We start from the raw sequence: 19,820 nt of genomic DNA, 5'->3' as shown, positions 1-19,820 counted from the left end.
ATTGCAGTCGGTTTGATATCGTATGCTCACGACAATTGCCCAAGCTCCTGCTTTAACACAGAATATAGCCTTGAGCTTGCCAGCTTCAGCGGTGCCTCGTTTGCTTTACAAAGAAGACCAAAGGTCATATCGATCAAGCTGCCGCTTAATTGCCTCACTGCTGTTCCTGCCGGGACAGGATGGACTAGAATTTGGGGCACAAGGGCAATCCCTAATTCACATTCCACATAAGATTTTAGAGCCGTCATGCTGCCAATTTCCATCGTGTCTAACGTAGTTATTCCATGTTCCTTCATGACCATTTCAAGTTTGCGCCGATAAGGACAGATGGACGACGTAATAAGTAGGCGATGCCCCTGTAAATCTGCGGGTCCAATGCACTCCTTTTCTGCAAGAGGGTGATGTTCAGGCATCAAAACTACAAAATTCTCCTTAAATAAAGGTTCAAAATATAGCTCTGTACCCAAATCCGGGGCAGAGCATAATGCGATGTCCACATCCCCTTGGAGTATACGCTCGCTTAATGTAGGTGTATTCCCAAACTCAACAGAAACCCGAATGTGAGGGTAATGGTTTAAGAACCGCTTTAAAATTTCGGGTAGTCGGTAACTGGCGGTCGGTTCAGTCACTCCTATACGAATGTCACCTGCGGTTCCCCTTTGCAGGTTCTCCATATTTTCCTGCAGTTGCTCCATGTCTTTTACAATGGGCAAACTCTGCTCATAAAACATCCTGCCAGCTTCAGTTAACTTTATTTTCTTGCCCCGCTCAATTAGTTGAACTCCTAGATCGGATTCCAGCTTCTGTATTTGCATCGTCACAGTGGATTGCGCATAATTCAACACTTCCGCCGCACGCATAAAACTCCCGTAATTCACAATCATCTGAAATGTTTTGAGTGCTTTAATATTCATTCTCCTACTCCCAAGTCGCTTGTTTAATTCAAGTTTATTGAATTGCAAGTTCGGTTAATTCAATTATACAAAATATAATACATCCTCTACAATGATCCCTAACAGATTATATTACTTTTCTCACACAACACTAACGAGTTGGCTAAGGAGCGGATATACATGGATTTACATCAAAAAGTAGCCCTAGTTACAGGCGGCGGTACAGGAATTGGGAGAGCCATATGTATGGAATTAGCAGATCGAAAGGCTACTGTAGTCGTAAACTATTCCCGTTCTAAAGACGATGCAGAGGAAACCGTACGTATGATACTTGAACAGGGAGGAAGTGCAATTGCATTACAGGCAGATGTTTCCCAAGATCGGGAAGTTCGGGATATGGTCGAGCAGATTGTTCAGCAATACGGCACGGTTGATGTACTGGTGAATAACGCCAGCATTACACATCATATTCCAATGGACGATCTAGAGGCCGTTACGGAAGAGGTGTGGAATGATCTCTTGGATGTCAATGTGAAAGGCATGTTTTACTGTGCTAGAGCCGTAGCTCCTTATATGAAGCATCGTCAACAAGGAGCTATCGTCAATCTGGGAAGTATAGCTGGACAAACAGGGCTAGGTTCCTCACTACCCTATGCAGTATCCAAAGCAGCCGTCCACGGGCTGACCAAATCGTTAGCACGATCCCTGGCCCCTGATATTCGAGTCAATTGCATCGTGCCAGGCGCGGTGGCGACAAGATGGTGGGCAGGTAGGGAAGAACAAATGAAACAATTGGCTCCTCATCTGCTGCTACAGCGCATTTCCACACCTGAGGATATTGCTAGCATGGTCTGCTCTGCTTTGGAACAGGAAGCCATGACAGGCCAGATCATTACGGTAGACAGCGGACAAACGCTATAAAGGTACTGAGCTTCTGGGTAAAAAACAAGCCGCCTTCTCAGACAGAAGGCGGCTGTTGAGCTATCGAATACCGTCGTTAACTACGTTTTTGCCTAATGGCATCCCCATACTTGTACCTTTCACGAATCTAACAAATAAATAGCGAACAAGCGGCCCTACAATGCAGAGCTGTAGAGGAAAAGCAAACGCAAAATTCTTAACAACTAAAGACAAGTAATTTTTAAATAATGAGCCTTCTGAAAGACTATTAAAAAAGTAAGCCGTCCCCAAACCATAAAGTGACATACAGAGAACCATGCCAATGACCATACAACATGAAAGGGATAGAATTACAAATAGCCTTTTGGATTTGTCGTATGGTAATGAGAAGGCTATTTTCTTTGCTACTGGACCGACAATACATAATTCCAATACGAAAGCAGTGATAAAACATAAAATAAATTGAAGAAGCATTGCCTTTAGAGACATGGTGCCAATCAAGCCATTTGTATATAGATTATACAATGTCATGAATACGACCATCCCCAAGCACATCATTAAACCAAAATAAAAATTTTCTTTCTTCGTTGTTGGCAATTCCATCATCCCTTCTTTTGCTTTGCTAATTATATAAATAGTCGAAACCCGCACATAAGTGAACATTTTGTGAACAATTCGATAGACACTCTCTTTTAGAACACAAAAAAGGCATCGTTCATCTCAACGATACCTTGAAATGTTGCCGTTCTGATATTAGAGTACTGCTTTAAAATACTTTATCCTAATGATGATGAATACGACGTTTGTTTCTCAAAATGTTGCGAATCATCTTATGATTAGGGAGCTGCCTGAATAACATATGTCCGGGATGCGGATTGGCCTCGATAATCCAGATTTGGCCGCTCTTCTCAACAGCAAGATCGATGCCCAGCTCGCGAACCGGATGATTTTTGTCAATCGTGTCGGCAATAATTCTAGAAAGCTCGATGATCTGGTCCAAAATCTCTTTCATTTTTGCTCTGTCATTTTTAAAAACCCTTAAAAGCACTTTGGATAACGGCGCCGCATGTCCTCCCTTCCGATAATTGGTAACCACTTTTCGGGGTGCAGCGACACGACCGGTTACCCCTGAGATAACCCATTCCGAGTCTGGCTTTTGCATATACACTCTGGCATCAAAAATCGAACCTTTGTACTTGGCTAACTTGAGTCCTTGCTGTACCAAATAACGACGATGAGGTCTTCGGTAGCTTCTAATTGCTCTTCTTACGGCGTGGGATCTAACGACTCTGCGACTGGAGCCGCAACGAACTTCATATCTCCTCCCTACCTTTTTCGCGCGTATGATGCCGGTTCCCCCACTCCCATAATTAGGCTTGATGAAGACTGTGCGATAGGTATCCAGCATCCGTAAAGTCCTTGCATTCGTAATCCAGCGGGTTTCGGGCAAGTGCGAGCGTAAAATGGGATGTTGTTGCATTTCCTTGTATTGAATCATCTTTCCAATGGGCACGAATATCCCTCGATTCTGTTGGGTTTTTGCACACACTACATGAATATGCATCTATATTCTATCTTGGTAACGGCGAATGCCACAGTTTGCTATGTAAGAAGCGAATCTCCTATTTTCTATGTCGAGCCTTCTTTGATTTCAAAAGATAGATGGACAATGTATCTTTACATGACGGGGTTATTGTAAATACCTATAAAATTGATTCCAATAATATATTAGACCAATAGCAATTCTGGATATACGATATGTATTAAAAAATAACGTGAGGAGGAATGTTAACGTGTCTGTTTATGATTTTCAAGCAACCTTAATTAACGGGAAACCGATTGAATTTTCAAACTATAGAGGTAAGGTTCTCCTTATTGTAAACACTGCCAGCATGTGTAGCTTCTCCAGTCAATTCGCTGATCTGCAAAAGCTCTATGAAAGACGGAGGGAACAAGGTTTTGAAATCCTTGCGTTTCCTTGTAACCAATTCAATGAAAAAGAGCCGGGTAGCAATTCGGAGGTTCAGACATTCTGCCAAAATAACCATGGATTAACCTTCCCACTATTTGAGAAGACGGATGTAAGAGGTTTATCTGCTCATCCTTTATTTCAATATCTGACTCAACAGTCACCTTTTCAAGGCTTTGACACCCAGACCAAAGACGCTCAATGGATGAATGATTTCTTACGGGATAAATATCCAGAAATATACGTCGGCGACGGTATCAAGTGGAATTTTTCCAAATTCCTGATTAACCGCGATGGCCATGTAAAAGGCAGATTTGAAGTAACAACAGCGCCCTGTGCTATTGATCCTGTCATCGAATCGCTATTGTAGTTTTTCTGGTCACTTCTTTGGATTCTTTTAAAAAAATGAGTATCAAATGACAAAAACAAATATTTGTCATTTGATACTCATTGTGTTATCCTGACTTCAAGGAGGTGACTCACACGGTAAGTTAACCGTGTCTCTATGGAAAAATCCTCAGATATACTAACCAAGGAACAGATTCTCATTGCTACAGAAGACACACTTAGGCGTTTTGGTGTAGCTAAAAGCTCCGTGACGGATGTTGCCAAAGTATTAGGAGTAAGTCACGGCACTATTTACCGACACTTTAAAAGTAAAGCCGAGCTTCTTGAAGGCGTGACCGAAAAATGGCTAAATGAAAAGATAATCGATCCGTTAACGAAGATATGCCAGGATTCATCTGTGCTAGGAATACCGCACTTAAAACGATATATACAGACCTTGATCGAGCTTAAGCAGTATTATGCCCGCGATGACGAGGAAATGTTCGGGATGTATACCCGGGTCACCGAGCAAGCCGCGGATTTAATCGACCAGCATATCGCCCACATTGTGGATCAGCTCGCTGACATTATTGTGCGTGGGGGCATTACAACGGATCAACCCACCCAACTGGCACGTACACTTTTCTATGCCACAGCCCGTTTCCATCATCCCGCACATGCTTACGAATGGAAGAGTCCGACGATTGATCAGGAGTTTTCAGAAGTGTGGATGCTTTTAGAAAAAGGGATATCTTAAAAATATTTGGAAAGAAGGCTGAGCACATATGAAGCATTTGGATGGGAAAATAGCAATTATCACTGGCTCATCCAGGGGAATTGGACGTACCATTGCTGAGCAGCTGGCTGATCTAGGTGCTGCTGTAGTTGTCAATTATGCCAGCAGTCCGGATAGAGCTAAAGAAGTTGTAGCAGGCATTATTCAAAAAGGCGGAAAAGCCCTGGCTCTCCACGCTGATCTGAGCAAGATGAGCGATATTGAGGCCTTATTTACCAATACGATTGCTGAATTCGGCAAAGTAGATATTCTGGTTAACAACGCCGGGCTGATGATTACCAAACCTCTGGCTGAGGTGACCGAAGCTGATTTTGACCAACAATTCGCGCTGAATGTAAAAGGTACCTTCTTTGCCTGTCAGCAAGCGATGAAATACATGGAGAACTACGGAAGAATCGTGAATCTGTCCACGTCCGTGATCGGACAAATGTTTCCGGCTTATAGCGTGTATGCGGGAACGAAAGGCGCGGTGGAGCAATTTACCCGTCAGCTAGCCAAAGAGTTCGGAAGCAGACAAATTACGATCAATGCCGTGGCTCCCGGCCCTGTCAACACAGAGCTTTTTCAAGCAGGAAAAACAGAGCAGCAGATCGAAGGCATGAAGAAAATGAATGCTATGGGTCGTCTCGGTGAACCGGAAGATATCGCTGATGTGATTGAGTTTCTGGTCAGCGCTAAATCGCAGTGGGTTACCGGACAGACCATCCGCGTCAATGGCGGGTTCATCTAAAAGCTGGAATACATGAAATGGAGGCTATACACGTTCATGATATTACACAAAGGCGAGACCTTATTTCGACAAGGGGAAACTGGCCCTTTATATCACTTAAAAAGCGGCCTGTTAAAAATTATCCGAGTCCATGAAGACGGCTCGCAAATTTTAGTTAATGTAATTGTGCCCGATGAAATCATCCCGCACCACTCCCTCATCAGTCCCAATCCCTATTATGGTACCGCGATGGCGCTGGTCACCTCAGAGATTGAGGTTCTGTCGCAAAAAGAATGGTACCTGAAGCTGGAGCAAGACCCGGCTCAATGTCGAGCCATCGCTTTGCAGCTACAGGATAAGCTACGCATGATGCAGCAACGAATTGACCAGCTCACAGAGGTATCGCCTGCCGAGAAGCTTCGGAAGCTTCAACGCTGGTTCCACTCCTACATCGCACCCGCTACGTTAACAGACGTATTGACGCAGGAGGAAATCGGGCAGTTCATCGGGCTACGCCGGGAGACAATTAACCGACTATTGCGTGCTTCAAGCGCTCCATCTGCAAAAGATGGTGACGATAGTGCATCTCGATGAGTCTAAACCACTCTCCCGCATTCAACGCGCCAAATCCGGGATGAGGAGAAGTAGACGACCCTGTTGATTTCTCAACGGTTGGCTCAATCTCTCTCATTTTACGGATCACCACGTTTAATCCTTCTGCAATCTCTTCTTTGCTCGTCGGTTGGGGGGGAGTATACTGCGGAGATGGTGGGACTTGAATACGTATGGGTGGATAGCTTCCCAAGTTAAATGCGGTTGTGCCCGCCTCCGTTTTAGTCCCTTTTTCTCCATTAGACTGTAGACAAAGATCTATATTCCTAAGATGCATATAAAGAGCAGAGTTCACCAAATGAAGATACATTTGTCCAAGCGACCATTGTCCCTCCTGCGGTGTGTACTGCAATTGCTCCAGGCTAAAGCTGTCCAATTCAAGAAGATAGTGCTGTGCCGTCTCTTCAAAACGCTGTAATGTTTCGCTTGTATTCATATAGTAAATGCCCCTCTCTATCAAAGTAGCTTTACTATACAAGAATGCTACTGACAGCATTATGTCAGTAGCATTTCAACATTTTTTCCACTTCTGTCCGGACACGCTCGCGAAGCGATTCAGGCTCCAGCACTACCACATCTGCACCCCAACCAAGTATCCATGATAGTAATTCCTCTGGGTGTCTAACACGGAAAAATACATGGATTCCATCCTCACGCTCCTCCATGGACTCCATGTAAAAATGGTTCGCTTCCTTCACTTTATCTACAATATCCGAACGGACTTGTATGTGAACATTTATGTGGCGGTCATCGGATTGCTTGTAATCCTGCAAATTAAAATCAATAGGCAACTGATAACCGTCCTCCAGCATGATCAGATCGTTCATACGCGACAAACGGAAATGGCGCAGCTGTTGCCGCAATTCGCATTGTCCAATCAAAACCCACGAACCATGCAGCAGTACAAGACCATAAGGAGCGACCACACGCACACTTTGGCGATTCCCGTCAGCCTCTGGCATTTTTTTGGAGTAACCAAACCGAACCTTCTGTTTAGCCAATACAGCGATGCGCAGCGTTTCCAAATAGGCTTTCTCTGTATGGTTTGTTCCTTTACCCACCGCCAGCAGTCTGATAGTCGTTCGCACCTGGGCAACTTCCCTGCGAACGCTCTCTGGTAAAATAGCTTCGATTTTTCTGCGTGAAGTTTGCGCCTTCATGCCATAGTCTGTATCAAATTTTTGTTCGACAAAATCTGTTCCGATTAGCAGCGCTACAGCCTCTTCTACAGTAAAGCTTACAGGAGGCAGGAAGTATCCCTCCATCAAAGAATATCCAATACCCGGTGCTCCTACAATCGGTACGCCCGATTCGCTGAGAGCCTGAATATCCCGATAGATCGTTCTCACACTCGTTTCGAAAATCGCCGCTAAATCCTCGGCCCGTATAATATCCTTACGTTGTAACTCTAGCAAGATAGCCAGCAAGCGGTCGGTTTTGTTCATACTATATCGCCCCGTCCTTGAGAGGATCTAAATGCACGAATTTAAAAGAGCAATAAGGGCAGTGCACTACTGCGGCTTATTGCTCTTTTTTTATAAAGTAGCTGCTTGTTGCTTTGTTACTTATAAAACACTTTTTCAACGTTATATTTAGCCTTTTGCGAATTGATGATGTAGGTTTCATAAATTTCACGATCTACCGCATCTTCCACAATACAGACCTCAATAATCGCCACTTCTTTCCGATTAGCCTTGATCGGCGATACGTTATCTTCAAAATGCTTTTTGATTCTGGGTCTTAACTTTCTTGCTTTACCAACGAACAGTAATTCCTCCTGTGCATTGTAGAACATAAAGATACCAGCCTTATCTCTAGGAATCAGGTGGAAATCTGTAAATCCATAAATATGGCTGAGCTCAGGGTTAACCTGTTTAGTAATTGTGATATCCGGAGTTGGAATCGTTATATTAATCACTATGTCACTTCCTCATTCTATATAGGTGTAAATATTACCACAAAGATCAAGGTAACACCATTCCATAAATTCTTGCCCCATTACTAACAGATCGGGAGGAATTTTATGATTTCCCTACTATGCGGAGTAGGTTGGTTTCCGTTACAATATGTCAGTGTGATTCTGGCATCGGCAGATTGACGCGTACTTGAATATTATTGGAGGCTTCTATTTTTCTCATGCAAAATGAATCTCATTCTAACGTAAAAATCATAACGGCCGATCCGAGCGCGATCGGCCTGTTTGGCTTGGCCATTGTAACGCTTGTAGCTTCATCCCAAAAGCTTGGTCTCACCGAGGGCTTGAGCTTTATTATTCCTTGGGCTATCTTCCTTGGTGCCTTTGCACAGCTGTTTGCCTGCATTCAGGATGCAAAGCATAACAACACCTTTGGCATGACGGCATTTGGCGCTTACGCCTTCTTCTGGTTAGCCGTAGCTAGTAGCTGGATGATTAAAATGGGCGTATTCGGCTCAGAGCTGGCATCTGCGGTGGATGGTAGGCAGCTCGGCGTTGCCTTTGCCGGCTATCTCATCTTTACGCTCTTCATGACCATTGGAGCCATGGAGACGCACAAGGTTCTATTTTTTATTTTTGTGTTGATTGATTTTCTGTTCCTCGGCCTTAGCTTCGATGCATTCGGCATCGCCCCAGAGGTGTTCCACACCATCGCTGCTTATGCTGAAATGGGCATTGGTCTACTCTCGCTGTACGGTACAGGTGCTGCTGTTCTGAATGCACATTTTGGCCGTACATTCCTGCCTGTAGGACGTCCTTTCGGCATCTTCAAACCACGTCCTTAGCTGCATATGTATGCCCCCCAAAGCCACCTTTCGCGCCGATCCGCGTTAAGACAGCTTTGGGGATATAAGGCTGGAATTACTCGGCTTGCTACTAGATGCTGCTTATTAAAGTTAACTTGAAGTCAAGTGCTGCCTTGGATCGCTGTATCTGAACTAAACTGCCAAGTATAATATTGGTATAACAACAAAGTGAAAGGGGATGATATGGTTGAGAAAACGGCTGAACAATGGAGTTAATTGTACGCCGACTAAAGGCTGTCCGGTGGAAGTAACCTTAAGCATTATCGGCGGAAAGTGGAAAGGAATCATTCTGTACGAATTGCTGGGTGGAACTAAGCGGTTTCAAGAACTGCGGCGGGCACTTCCCACGGCCACTCAAAAAATGCTGACCCTCCAACTACGAGAGTTAGAAGCAGACAATCTCATTCACCGTGAAGTTCATCACCTTGTTCCGCCTAAAGTGGAATACTCGCTAACCCCGCTCGGAGCTTCGCTTGAGTCAATACTCACCCAAATGAAGGCTTGGGGAGAACGGTTTCAGGCCGAACATCATCTCTCCGACTTTTCAAACCTGAAATAACGAACCAGTGTAATAAATGAAACTGAGGATAAAAAAAGTGCCTAATTTACAATCTCCGCGTGTCGGATTAAGCTAAAGATGCTCGCCGGCGAAATCCTAGGACGTATGATCACCGTCCGACATACAGAGGAGAATGGATATGAGCGCATATGTTATCGTAGATATAAAAGTAGAGGAAGAAGCTGTTTTCAAACAATACGCAGAGCTAGCAGATGCGCTGCTGCAGAAAGTTCCGGGATTCCGAAACCTTACGCTAGATCCACAGCCCGAGACACTTGAAGGCACATGGAAGCCCTCAATAGTCGTAGTTCACGAATTCCCGACTTACGAGGCTGCCAAGCAGTTCTATTATTCCGATGACTACGCGCCCTTAATTAAACTGCGCCAATCAGGAACTCAAGCTAACGTTATTCTGGTTAACGGAAGAGCATAAACTTCTGTTCTGCTACTTTTCATATACTAGGACAATTCGCACTCGAATTAGGTAACTAGCTTGTTTTATTTCATACTCTTTAAATAAAACAAACTCCTACGTCCTATTAAGAACGTAGGAGTTTCTAGTACAATGGAAAGAATGTAACCGCAACCAATATATCAACCGCCTCCGCCAGCATCTTGTTCTCCCCCGGATGAAGGTAACACCATCCCATAAAATTATAGAGTGTCCCCTCCGACAGGCTTCATCGTTTTCTCCGCCATTCTGTCGAGTGTCCAGACTAGTACCCCCACGGCAAGAGTGGCGATGACCGCCATAATTACTGTTCCGCCTACATGTAGCAGCAGCACGGGAACCCACAGCAGTCCAAGTATACGATGGACGGTTCGCATCCACTTGTTACGCACTTTATTAATATAGAAGCCGTATCCGGAGATAGCCAGTATAATGGCAAAAGCCGCCAGTCCGGAGTAGGTTTTATGATCTTGAAGTTTGGTAATCAGGAAATAGACGCCATGAACGGCAATAAGAATCAAGGTCGCCCAACCCAGCAGTTTATGCCAGGAGTGAAACAACTTTCCGGCCTTTCGAACCAACATTGACGGTGATCTCAGTTTCTTCTTAAACCAGAACCAACAGAAAGAGGCCGCCCCAAGAAAAACGGAGATCGTGCCCAAGGTATTAAATATTTCCCCGTTGCCCCCACCACCTTTTCCGCCGGGACGTCCGCCCATGTGCCCTGCTACATTGCCGCCTCCCGGAGGTCGCATGCCAGGCTTGCCGCCGGAAACCGAGGACATGTAGTAATAGTAGATTACGAGTAGAGCCGCTACCGTAACTGCGATGATTGCCGGAATCCAAACCGTCTTTTTCATCTTTGTTTTCATTGTTATGCATCCTCCCCGGGAAAATTGCCTTGATTGTACCCGGTCAAGCTGAAAACAAGATGAAAGCTGGCTGAAAGTATCCCTTTTTTGGGTATATAAAATCATACAAAGATAACAATGTATACAATAATTGTAATCAAAGGGGTGCTTGTGAAAATGAAACAAGACGAGTGTCGTACGACCTTCCCGCAATTTCCAGAATCGTATTGGTTAGCTTCAACTGACGTCCTCAATTTCCCCAAGCTTAATGAAGATATTCAGGTGGATGTTGCTATTGTAGGTGCGGGGATCACCGGTATTACCACTGCTTATTTACTTTCTAAAAAAGGACTAAACGTCGCAGTCGTTGACGCAGGGCGGATACTTCATGGAACAACGGGCCATACCACCGCCAAAATTACCGCACAACATGATTTGATCTATAGCGAGTTCCTCTCACATTTTGGTAAAGAGAAAACCCAACTCTATTATGAAGCTAACCGCGATGCTCTTGAATTCATCAGACAAACGGTAGAAGAGTATCATATCGATTGTCAATTCACAGAAGAAGATGCCTATGTTTATACATGTGCGGATACGCATGTGGAAAAAATCAACGACGAATATAAAGCTTACAAGGAACTTGGCATCCCGGGAAGTTATGTCGAACAAACGCCTCTGCCCTTTTCAACTAAAGCAGCTATTATGATGGAAAACCAAGCTCAGTTTAATCCGATTCCTTTCTTAAGGTATCTAGCCAATCAAGTCATCCGGCAAGGCGGGAAGATTTATGAACAGACCACCGTTGTGGGTGTGGATAAAGGAACCCCCTCTATTATTAATACAAGCGACGGGCACAAGATTACCTGCAACTATGTCGTATCCTCCTCTCATTTTCCGTTCAATGATCCAAACAGTCTTTATTTTGCGCGATTGCATGCCGAGCGGTCTTATGTACTAGCGGTCAAGACGGACAAAACCTATCCGGGTGGTATGTACATAAGTGCGGAAACCCCCAAACGTTCGCTTCGCTCTGTACTAATAAACGGTGAACCGATGGTTATCGTCGGTGGCGAAGGCCACAAAACGGGTCAAGGAATCTGCACATTTCAATACTATGAAGCTTTAGAAAAGTTCGCAGAGCAAACATTTGGATTAAAGGAAATCGTCTATCGCTGGTCGGCACAGGACCTGTACTCGTTAGACAAGCTCCCTTATATTGGGCAGGAACTATCCGATGTTTCCAACATCCTCGTTGCTACAGGGTATAGAAAATGGGGGATGACGACAAGTGTCGCGGCAGCTTTATTAAATACGAATCTGATAACCAGAAAGGAAAGCCCGTATCAGGATCTTTTCTCCCCTTCAAGATTTCATGCAGACCCTGACATTAAAACATTTGTAACTCAAAATGCAAATGTGGCGAAGCACTTGATTGCCGGTAAGCTGGAAATCAGCTATAAAAAAGCCGAAGAACTCCAGCAAGACGAAGGGGCAGTCGTCCGAGTAAACGGCAAAAGGGCGGGCGCATATCGAGACCCACAAGGAGCACTGCACCTGGTGGACACTACGTGCACCCATATGGGCTGTGAAGTTGACTGGAACGAGGCCGAAAGAACATGGGATTGCCCATGTCATGGCTCACGCTTTTCATATCAAGGCGAAGTAATTGAAGGACCCGCTAAAAAAGCACTTGGCAAGGTTGAAGCCGAATAGCACGATCCTTTCGGAATAAACCTAGTTATGCTGGACAACATACCTTTGAGAATCATAAAAGAAAGGTGAGCCTATGATAAGCCAACAGCCTACATTAGCGGCGCATGAGTCCCTAGAGATCCATGAAGTGCTTAACTTCAAAACGTTATGTTTAGCAAAGTCCAAATTAATGCAGGGCTTAGTATTCGATCAAGAGCTAAAGGATTTAATGGAAAAAGATGTTCAGCAATCTATTCAGGCTATTGCCGATTTGCAAGCAATCTATGCTAAAGCACCGTTTCAAGCGCCTGTTCCTGACTTCCGCCCAACACCAATTTTAAATTGAGGTGAATGATGTGACACCTAACCAGACCCAGTCCGCTAAAATGGATTATGTGGACCCAAAAAACTCATTAAATATGCCGGAAATGGCAGACACCACCCTTGCAATGGATTTTCTGGTTCGCGTCAAGGAAGGGGTTCGGAACACAGCAATAGCTTTGACAGAAACTGTCTCTACCGATGCCAGAACCCTATTACGTAATCAACTGCATCAAGGCATTGCGCTCCATCAGGAAATTACCGATCTTATGGTACGAAAAAAATGGTTTCATCCCTATGATCTGCAAAAGCAATATCAATTGGATCAACTGTCAGCCAATAAGACGGTGGACATCAGTAAAATGAAACTGTTCCCAGACGATACCACCCGCAAGGGTATGTTTGACCGCACGCCGGACGATCATATGGGAGGAAACCAGGCATGAAAGCAGTGACCTACCAAGGTATCAAAAACGTTGTGGTTAAAGATGTTCCGGACCCGAGTATTCAAAAAGCCGATGATGCGATTGTCAGACTGACAACAACCGCTATTTGTGGTTCAGATCTGCATCTCATTCATGGAATGATTCCGAATCTGCAAGAGAATTATGTAATTGGGCATGAGCCGATGGGTGTTGTAGAAGAAGTCGGCAGCGGCGTGACTAACTTGAAAAAGGGAGATCGCGTGATCATTCCCTTCAACATCGCATGCGGTGAATGCTTTTATTGTAAAAACCAATTGGAAAGCCAATGTGATCATTCGAATGAGCATGGAGAAATGGGCGGTTTCTTCGGCTACTCCGGGACAACTGGTGGATATCCAGGTGGACAAGCTGAATATTTGCGTGTGCCTTTTGCCAACTTTACTCACTTCAAAATTCCGGAGAGTTGTGAACATCCTGACGAGAAGCTTTGCCTGATTGCTGATGCCATGACTACTGCATTCTGGAGCGTCGATAATGCCGGAGTGAAGGATGGGGATACCGTCGTTATTATCGGCTGTGGACCGGTAGGTCTGTTAGCGCAAAAGTTCGCCTGGTTCAAAGGGGCTAAACGAGTCATTGCGGCAGACTATCTCGATTATCGTCTGCAACACGCGAAGCGCACCAATCGCGTGGAGATCGTGAATGTGGAATCGCAAGAAAACGTCGGCAACTACCTCAAGGAAATAACCAAAGGAGGCGCGGACGTAGTTATTGACTGCTCCGGCATGAGCGGCAAAATGTCTCCGCTGGAGTCCTTGGCTTCCGGGCTTAAGCTTCACGGTGGAGCTTTAGGAGGGCTGATCATAGCTACACAGGCTGTCCGCAAAGGCGGCACCATTCAAGTTACCGGGGTATACGGCGGTCGATATAACGGTTTTCCTCTGGGAGACATTTTTCAGCGAAATGTTAATTTGCGTACTGGACAGGCTCCTGTGATTCACTATATGCCTTATATGTATGAGCTGATCGATACGGGGAAGGTTGACCCTGGGGACGTTGTCACACACGTTATTCCGCTAAGCGATGCCAAACGGGGGTATGAAATTTTCGATACCAGACAAGACAATTGCATCAAAGTTGTACTTAAACCTTAACTATCACTATTGGACTGGAGGCAAATGTCGTATGGTGTATGGCCTGCACGAAAAACTTGAAGTCCATGAATTGTCAGCATTCAAAACAGTGTGCCTTACCAAATCTAAAACAATGCAAGCATTGATCTCAGATCCGGTCCTCAAAGCTATATTGCAAAAGGATGTTGACCTAACAACACGGCAATTGCAAGAGTTGGGTAACATTATAAATCAAGCCTCGTCATCACAGGAGGTAAAACAATGAACATACTCTTGGAGCATTTGACCGGACTAAATATTTTAACCGACCAAGTGATTGCTGCCGATTTCTTAAACACCGCCAAAAGCGGTGTGAGAAATTACGCCATGGCTGTAACGGAAGCGGGAACTCCAGAAATTAAAGCTATGCTTACAAAACAACTGGATGAAGCTATTGATATGCATGAGCAAATCTCAACGTACATGATCGAACGCGGCTGGTATCACCCATGGAACGTAAACGAGCAGCTGTCGATGGATCTGCAAAATATCAATACCGCATTGCAAGCTCCTGTTTTGTAAAAGGATGCCTTCGACATTATACGAAGCACGTTCTTGCGTATATATAAAGCCCCCAAAGCCGTCCGTCACGCCGATTCGCGTTAAAGACGACTTTGGGAGTTATTTCATGGTCCTCATTATTCCGCTTGCCAATTTGGCATCCGCTCTGCCGGGTAACGAAGGCCCGCTGCCATTCCTTTGGGGATGATTGCGTTAATAGTCTCCATTTCCTCTGCGGACAAGCCCACATTCACTGCTCCTGCATTTTCCTCTAAATACGTGACCCGTTTAGTACCGGGAATCGGTACAATTCCCTCTTGCGCAAGCAGCCAGGCCAAAGCAAGCTGAGAAGGCTTGACTCCTTTTTGAGCCGCAAGATCCTTAACATGCTGCACGAGATCCAGATTCTTCTGGAAATTCTCAGGCTGAAAACGCGGCACCGTGCGACGGAAATCATCTTCTGCAAAATCATCAAACTTCTGAATTTGCCCACTCAAAAAGCCGCGGCCCAGTGGACTGTAGGCCACAAATTCGATGCCCAGCTCCTTACATGTGGGTATAACCTCATCTTCCGCTTCCCGGCTCCATAAGGAGTATTCTGTTTGCAACGCTGTAATCGGGTGTACCTTGTGAGCACGTCTGATCAGTGCAGGAGACGCTTCGGATAGCCCCAGATAGCGGACTTTTCCCGCTTGAACCAGATCACTCATCGCCCCTACTGTTTCTTCAATAGGCACATTCGGGTCAACACGGTGCTGATAGTACAAATCAATCACATCTACACCCAATCTTTGCAGGCTGCGATCACATGCCTGTTTTACATATTCAGGACGGCCGCTGACACCCAGGAATCCCCCATCCTCTCCGCGCATAATGGAGAATTTGGTAGCCAACACTACCTCATCCCGGTGGCTGCGCAGGACTTGACTGATCAGTTTTTCATTTTTCCCCACACCGTACACATCGGCTGTATCCCAGAAGTTGATCCCCAACTCCAACGCACGATGAAGCGTTTTGATCGATTCCTGATCATCCAACTCACCATAATACTCGGACATCCCCATGCAGCCCAGACCCAGAGCAGATACTTGAAGCTCGCTGTTACCCAGTTGTTTCTTTTTCAATTCTATCACTCCCAAATTGTCAGAATAGTTACGTATTCCCTAATCACCACGTCACACCCAGTATGTTACTACTTAAAGTTAACTTTAAGTCAAGTGGTTTCTTGTATATGATGTTTCAAATTTTTTTAGAAAAATTTGATTTCCGGGTTGTAAAAGACAGCTGTAAATTTCCTATATATATGAGAAACGAATTATCGCGCGAGATTCTGTTTCAAAATCATCTAATTGGAGGTTTCCCATGCCAGCAAACTACTCTTACACTAAAACGTCTGATGGTTTCCATGTGATCATTACGCCAGCCTCGAATATTCAAAATAAAAATATTCGAAGCCGGATCACACAGCAAACCGATTACGGGATTAATGGGGGCTTCTTTTACCCTATCAGCACCACAAAACCACCAACTCAAGGTTTATCCATGGCGGTGACACCTAATAACACTCACGATATTAAGGCAAATGCCAAAGAGAATAGTCGAGGTACTGCATTTATTTTTACGGAAAGCAACAAAACAAAAATAGGGATTACCCGTACTTCAAGTCTGACGGATCTCAAAAAACAAATGGGAACGGCCATTAAGTACAAATCCATTATTAGCGGCGGTAGTCTGTCACTGAAGAATGAGGAAGAAGTATGGCTCAAGGAGCTGAAAGAGATTGAAAATTTCGATCTGAACGGAACCTTACGATACACCGAATCCATCGGACGGACAGGCTTGGGCTTCAAAGTCGTCAATAACATTTGGCAGGTCTACCTGGTTGTTCATGAAAATGCGACGCTGAAACAACTTCGCAACTATTTTATCAAGCAGGATTGCTTCGAAGCCATTCTTCTGGATGGTGGAGGCTCGTCCGGCATTCAGGTCAAAAATTCTGCAGGCACTATGGTCAAATATGAGCAAACACGTTATATCTACAACATGGTGAAACTTATTAACATCACCTAAGCCTTATGACGTGCTTCCATAGGAGTAAGGAGGCCTTACTGGCCTCCTCTACAAATCATCCAGCACGACCACTTCCAATGCTAGGAAAACAGGTGTTGCAGGGTACACATAGGAGACTTCAATGGATTGCCCCACCTGTAATTCTGCCGGACGGATTAATTGCCTCCGCTGACCATCCATCTGCTTATAAATATGTGTGTCTGGAACGGATATATAGACCGATTGGATAGGCTTCTCCGTTGGATCTTCACTTTGAGGTAGTTCTTGAGCAAATTGAACCGGCTGTTCAAATCGGATCAAATAATCCATGCTGGGGGCTGCCAATGGTTGTTCGATCTCTTTATCCATTTTTTCGATGCTTTTAATTTTAGCACGCCCCGTGTATACCGTTGTGCTTTCCAGACGTTCTAAATCAAAAATGGATTGAGCCACCACTTCATTTGTATGAGGTTGTTTAACTGGCGACGCCGATTCCGTTTTAGAACATGCCGACAATAAGGCTGATACAAGTAAGACTAGGACAAAAACTCCTTTTCTCATCAGTGATCCTCCCTAATCTGGTTTATCATTTGCGACTTACTAATAAGACGTGACAGGAACAATTTGGTTGCTTTCATCATGTATTCATCCATTACTATTTCGAAAGGTGTGTAGTTTATATGTTAAAAAAACTCGCTCTAACAGCTCTTGCCGCATCAACACTTCTAGTGGGGAGCTCCATTACGGCAAGCGCCGATTCTGCCGTGAATTACGACCATTTGCTTTCAGCAGGGACCACTAACGCTTACTTGGCTATGGAAGATGGATCTTCATTTTACGCAACGGGAAGTAACGGCAATGGCAAGCTCGGCGTGGGCGCTGGCGGAGGGAATAATAAAACAAGCCCGATGCAAGCAGATGTATCTGACATCGCTATGATTGATGCTGGTGATTTGCACTCAACCTTACTCAAAAAAGACGGAACGATCTGGTCTTGGGGTTTTGCAAGTTACGGCGAACTAGGAACAGGGAACAAGCGGGATACGGCAAAAGTCCCTGTTAAAAACAAATATATTGATAATGTTAAGGAAGTGAGAGCAGGAGGTCAATTTACACTTGCCCTCAAAAATGACGGTACGGTGTGGGCTTATGGAGAAAACAACTTTGGGCAACTGGGCATTGGCACCAAAGGAGTTTCCGCCTTTTCCGTTAAGCCTGTCCAGGTACAAGGCTTAGAAGATATTGTAGCCATTGACGCTGGTGATAGCTTTGGCGCAGCTCTAGACAAAAATAATCAGTTATGGGTATGGGGGCGTGGTTATGATGGCGCTCTGGGACAGGACGATAAAGAAAACCAGCTTACCCCTGTTCAATACCGAATTGATGATATCAAAACCTTTACCGCTGGAGCTGACCGTATTTATGTATTAACGAACAGCGGGGAAGTATACGCTTCGGGTAGCAATACTTCTGGTAAGCTGGGGGATGGAACCTCTACCTTTAGAAGATCACCTGTATTGATCAACATTTCCGACGTAAATAGACTGAAAGCAGGCAAAACCCAAACTTTCGCGCTGAAAAATGACGGAACTCTTTGGGGTTGGGGAACTAATAATGAAGGACAGGTAGGTGACGGGACCGATGTATTTTCTGTTAAAGTCCCATCCCAAGTTGTAGATGACACTAACACGCCACTAACCGATGTAGTAGCATTCAGTGCAGCAGGAACCCACTCCCATGCTTTGACAGCCGATGGGACCGTCTGGTCCTGGGGATTTAATAGAAATGGTGAACTGGGAATTGGCAATACCAAGCAACAAAATGCAGCCACTAAAACCAACTTCCCGAATCCATTTTCAAAATAAGCATAGCTCTTCCGTGCTTCTCAATCTAAAAGAAGCCAAAGCAGCAGTTCAATCAACTGCTGCTTTGGCTCTTTAATTTTACTTAGGAGCTGCTTATTACAAATAAGCCTATGATTATGTATGCACAGAAGCGCTTCACAGCTTCTGAAAGATAGTAAGGAAATTCTTTTACAGAGCTAAAGCCTCTTCCGTAATCTTTTTGATATCAATGGATGAAGGCGTTTCTTCCTTTACCATATCTGGTAGGATATTTTCCAAAAAATATTCAACGCAGTGTAATTGAATATTCTTGATTTTTACAAGCGCATTACGGTACATCACGATAAATTCCTTTTCGGTATTCCCCCGCTGAAGCTCGGCAAATGCTTCATACACCTGATCCATTTTATCCGCTACTTCTAAAATTAAACCTTCAACAGAATCATCTTTACCTTCTCTTAGCTGTTTGCGGAAAATCGCTTTAAAATCCTCGGGAATATTCTCTTCAATAAAATACTCAATCATACCTTCTTCGACCTGCTGGATTAATAGCCGCAGTTCCTTGGAGGAATGCTTAACAGGCGTCTTAATGTCTCCAATAAAAATCTCCCCATAATCGTGACTGCTGGTAATCTCGTATAGTTTTTTCCAGTCAATGCAGACACCGTTTCTCTCTTCAATATCAGCTAGCGTTTTGGCATATTGTACTACTTTCCAGGAATGAGCCGATACACTATGTTCCTCGAATTTAAACTTGCCCGGACAACGGATAATTCTTTCCAACTCATTTAGCGATCGAAAATAGGTGTGAATCCCCATCCATGCATCCATCCTTTTAACGGTATGAGATTGTAGATATAAACCAACTATAAACCTCAACTATTAACAGCAGATTATCGCAATATCAAGTTGATTCAACCCCATATAGCACATAAACAAATTTTGCTATACACTTTATATAAAAA

The 19,820-nt window shown here is 44.5% G+C and carries 26 protein-coding genes; 16 read left to right on the top strand and 10 right to left on the bottom strand.

Annotated elements, in window-relative coordinates:
* Positions 1 to 26: 26 nt before the first annotated feature.
* Entirely contained in the window at positions 27 to 914 is an 888-nt protein-coding gene (locus KSP24_RS04055) for a LysR family transcriptional regulator (RefSeq protein ID WP_216974532.1), read from the bottom strand.
* 159 nt (positions 915 to 1,073) lie between these two features.
* On the opposite strand from KSP24_RS04055, the gene KSP24_RS04050 reads away from it, so the two are divergent.
* Positions 1,074 to 1,814, top strand: coding sequence for an SDR family NAD(P)-dependent oxidoreductase (locus KSP24_RS04050; protein ID WP_216974531.1), 741 nt, complete (start codon positions 1,074 to 1,076; stop codon positions 1,812 to 1,814).
* Positions 1,815 to 1,874: 60 nt separating this feature from the next.
* Here the strand turns inward: KSP24_RS04050 and KSP24_RS04045 are convergent, their stop codons facing one another.
* Together KSP24_RS04045 and KSP24_RS04040 are read right to left on the bottom strand one after the other, a co-directional pair.
* Positions 1,875 to 2,390, bottom strand: coding sequence for a DUF2798 domain-containing protein (locus tag KSP24_RS04045; RefSeq protein ID WP_025675731.1), 516 nt, complete (start codon positions 2,388 to 2,390; stop codon positions 1,875 to 1,877).
* 184 nt (positions 2,391 to 2,574) lie between these two features.
* On the bottom strand, positions 2,575 to 3,306 hold the full coding sequence (locus KSP24_RS04040; RefSeq protein WP_025675730.1) for a YheC/YheD family protein: 732 nt from the start codon (positions 3,304 to 3,306) through the stop codon (positions 2,575 to 2,577).
* Positions 3,307 to 3,586: 280 nt separating this feature from the next.
* Between KSP24_RS04040 and KSP24_RS04035 the strand changes: the two genes are divergently transcribed.
* From KSP24_RS04035 to KSP24_RS04020, 4 genes are all read left to right on the top strand, one after another.
* The gene (locus tag KSP24_RS04035; RefSeq protein WP_216974530.1) at positions 3,587 to 4,132 is read left to right on the top strand and encodes a glutathione peroxidase; all 546 of its coding nucleotides are present in this window, start codon (positions 3,587 to 3,589) and stop codon (positions 4,130 to 4,132) included.
* Positions 4,133 to 4,267: 135 nt separating this feature from the next.
* Positions 4,268 to 4,846 (top strand): TetR/AcrR family transcriptional regulator, encoded by a 579-nt coding sequence (locus tag KSP24_RS04030; protein ID WP_216974529.1) that lies wholly within the window; start codon positions 4,268 to 4,270, stop codon positions 4,844 to 4,846.
* Between the two features lie 28 nt (positions 4,847 to 4,874).
* Entirely contained in the window at positions 4,875 to 5,615 is a 741-nt protein-coding gene (locus KSP24_RS04025) for an SDR family oxidoreductase (RefSeq protein ID WP_216974528.1), read from the top strand.
* A 36-nt stretch (positions 5,616 to 5,651) separates the two neighbouring features.
* Positions 5,652 to 6,188 carry a Crp/Fnr family transcriptional regulator gene (locus KSP24_RS04020; protein ID WP_216974527.1) on the top strand — a complete coding sequence of 179 codons (537 nt, stop codon included), beginning with the start codon at positions 5,652 to 5,654 and terminating at the stop codon, positions 6,186 to 6,188.
* Here KSP24_RS04020 and KSP24_RS04015 read toward each other — a convergent pair.
* The 3 genes from KSP24_RS04015 to KSP24_RS04005 all read right to left on the bottom strand — a co-directional run bounded on the left by KSP24_RS04015 (position 6,121) and on the right by KSP24_RS04005 (position 8,124).
* Positions 6,121 to 6,642 carry a DinB family protein gene (locus KSP24_RS04015; RefSeq protein ID WP_040102530.1) on the bottom strand — a complete coding sequence of 174 codons (522 nt, stop codon included), beginning with the start codon at positions 6,640 to 6,642 and terminating at the stop codon, positions 6,121 to 6,123. The genes KSP24_RS04020 and KSP24_RS04015 overlap by 68 nt on opposite strands.
* Before the next feature lie 64 nt (positions 6,643 to 6,706).
* Positions 6,707 to 7,651, bottom strand: coding sequence for a helix-turn-helix transcriptional regulator (locus KSP24_RS04010; protein ID WP_216974526.1), 945 nt, complete (start codon positions 7,649 to 7,651; stop codon positions 6,707 to 6,709).
* 116 nt (positions 7,652 to 7,767) lie between these two features.
* The gene (locus KSP24_RS04005) at positions 7,768 to 8,124 is read right to left on the bottom strand and encodes a nucleotide excision repair endonuclease (protein ID WP_013373780.1); all 357 of its coding nucleotides are present in this window, start codon (positions 8,122 to 8,124) and stop codon (positions 7,768 to 7,770) included.
* A gap of 218 nt (positions 8,125 to 8,342) precedes the next feature.
* On the opposite strand from KSP24_RS04005, the gene KSP24_RS04000 reads away from it, so the two are divergent.
* The 3 genes from KSP24_RS04000 to KSP24_RS03990 all read left to right on the top strand — a co-directional run bounded on the left by KSP24_RS04000 (position 8,343) and on the right by KSP24_RS03990 (position 9,979).
* The gene (locus KSP24_RS04000) at positions 8,343 to 8,966 is read left to right on the top strand and encodes an acetate uptake transporter (RefSeq protein WP_013373781.1); all 624 of its coding nucleotides are present in this window, start codon (positions 8,343 to 8,345) and stop codon (positions 8,964 to 8,966) included.
* Positions 8,967 to 9,174: 208 nt separating this feature from the next.
* Positions 9,175 to 9,546 carry a winged helix-turn-helix transcriptional regulator gene (locus KSP24_RS03995; protein ID WP_058711918.1) on the top strand — a complete coding sequence of 124 codons (372 nt, stop codon included), beginning with the start codon at positions 9,175 to 9,177 and terminating at the stop codon, positions 9,544 to 9,546.
* Between the two features lie 139 nt (positions 9,547 to 9,685).
* Positions 9,686 to 9,979, top strand: a complete 294-nt coding sequence (locus KSP24_RS03990; protein ID WP_016822569.1) for a DUF1330 domain-containing protein — start codon at positions 9,686 to 9,688, stop codon at positions 9,977 to 9,979.
* Positions 9,980 to 10,200: 221 nt separating this feature from the next.
* Here the strand turns inward: KSP24_RS03990 and KSP24_RS03985 are convergent, their stop codons facing one another.
* Positions 10,201 to 10,869: a hypothetical protein gene (locus KSP24_RS03985; RefSeq protein ID WP_216974525.1), complete on the bottom strand. Its 669-nt coding sequence runs from the start codon at positions 10,867 to 10,869 to the stop codon at positions 10,201 to 10,203.
* Positions 10,870 to 11,025: 156 nt separating this feature from the next.
* Here KSP24_RS03985 and KSP24_RS03980 point away from each other — a divergent pair, with 156 nt between their 5' ends.
* The 6 genes from KSP24_RS03980 to KSP24_RS03960 all read left to right on the top strand — a co-directional run bounded on the left by KSP24_RS03980 (position 11,026) and on the right by KSP24_RS03960 (position 14,983).
* Positions 11,026 to 12,564 (top strand): FAD-dependent oxidoreductase, encoded by a 1,539-nt coding sequence (locus tag KSP24_RS03980; protein WP_216974524.1) that lies wholly within the window; start codon positions 11,026 to 11,028, stop codon positions 12,562 to 12,564.
* A gap of 73 nt (positions 12,565 to 12,637) precedes the next feature.
* Positions 12,638 to 12,889, top strand: a complete 252-nt coding sequence (locus KSP24_RS03975) for a hypothetical protein (protein ID WP_016324904.1) — start codon at positions 12,638 to 12,640, stop codon at positions 12,887 to 12,889.
* A gap of 40 nt (positions 12,890 to 12,929) precedes the next feature.
* Positions 12,930 to 13,310, top strand: coding sequence for a spore coat protein (locus KSP24_RS03970; protein WP_216974722.1), 381 nt, complete (start codon positions 12,930 to 12,932; stop codon positions 13,308 to 13,310).
* Positions 13,307 to 14,443: a zinc-dependent alcohol dehydrogenase gene (locus tag KSP24_RS03965; protein ID WP_216974523.1), complete on the top strand. Its 1,137-nt coding sequence runs from the start codon at positions 13,307 to 13,309 to the stop codon at positions 14,441 to 14,443. The genes KSP24_RS03970 and KSP24_RS03965 overlap by 4 nt, the downstream gene beginning before the upstream one ends.
* Before the next feature lie 31 nt (positions 14,444 to 14,474).
* Positions 14,475 to 14,687 (top strand): hypothetical protein, encoded by a 213-nt coding sequence (locus tag KSP24_RS25120; protein WP_254207597.1) that lies wholly within the window; start codon positions 14,475 to 14,477, stop codon positions 14,685 to 14,687.
* Positions 14,684 to 14,983: a spore coat protein gene (locus tag KSP24_RS03960; RefSeq protein WP_013373790.1), complete on the top strand. Its 300-nt coding sequence runs from the start codon at positions 14,684 to 14,686 to the stop codon at positions 14,981 to 14,983. Before KSP24_RS25120 ends, KSP24_RS03960 begins: the two co-directional genes overlap by 4 nt.
* A 116-nt stretch (positions 14,984 to 15,099) precedes the next feature.
* Here KSP24_RS03960 and KSP24_RS03955 read toward each other — a convergent pair whose 3' ends face one another.
* Positions 15,100 to 16,086, bottom strand: coding sequence for an aldo/keto reductase (locus KSP24_RS03955; protein WP_058830953.1), 987 nt, complete (start codon positions 16,084 to 16,086; stop codon positions 15,100 to 15,102).
* Positions 16,087 to 16,324: 238 nt separating this feature from the next.
* Here KSP24_RS03955 and KSP24_RS03950 point away from each other — a divergent pair, with 238 nt between their 5' ends.
* Positions 16,325 to 17,032, top strand: coding sequence for a phosphodiester glycosidase family protein (locus KSP24_RS03950; protein ID WP_058711923.1), 708 nt, complete (start codon positions 16,325 to 16,327; stop codon positions 17,030 to 17,032).
* A 48-nt stretch (positions 17,033 to 17,080) separates the two neighbouring features.
* Here the strand turns inward: KSP24_RS03950 and KSP24_RS03945 are convergent, their stop codons facing one another.
* Positions 17,081 to 17,572 carry a hypothetical protein gene (locus KSP24_RS03945; RefSeq protein ID WP_013373794.1) on the bottom strand — a complete coding sequence of 164 codons (492 nt, stop codon included), beginning with the start codon at positions 17,570 to 17,572 and terminating at the stop codon, positions 17,081 to 17,083.
* Positions 17,573 to 17,691: 119 nt separating this feature from the next.
* On the opposite strand from KSP24_RS03945, the gene KSP24_RS03940 reads away from it, so the two are divergent.
* Complete coding sequence (locus tag KSP24_RS03940; RefSeq protein ID WP_013373795.1) at positions 17,692 to 18,876, top strand: RCC1 domain-containing protein; 1,185 nt, start codon at positions 17,692 to 17,694, stop codon at positions 18,874 to 18,876.
* A gap of 168 nt (positions 18,877 to 19,044) precedes the next feature.
* Here the strand turns inward: KSP24_RS03940 and KSP24_RS03935 are convergent, their stop codons facing one another.
* The gene (locus KSP24_RS03935) at positions 19,045 to 19,674 is read right to left on the bottom strand and encodes a YfbR-like 5'-deoxynucleotidase (RefSeq protein ID WP_013373797.1); all 630 of its coding nucleotides are present in this window, start codon (positions 19,672 to 19,674) and stop codon (positions 19,045 to 19,047) included.
* Between the last annotated feature and the right edge of the window lie 146 nt (positions 19,675 to 19,820).

Source organism: Paenibacillus sp. AK121, from assembly GCF_019042715.1.
Lineage (GTDB): Bacteria > Bacillota > Bacilli > Paenibacillales > Paenibacillaceae > Paenibacillus > Paenibacillus polymyxa_C.
This window is presented reverse-complemented; position numbering and strand designations above follow the sequence as displayed.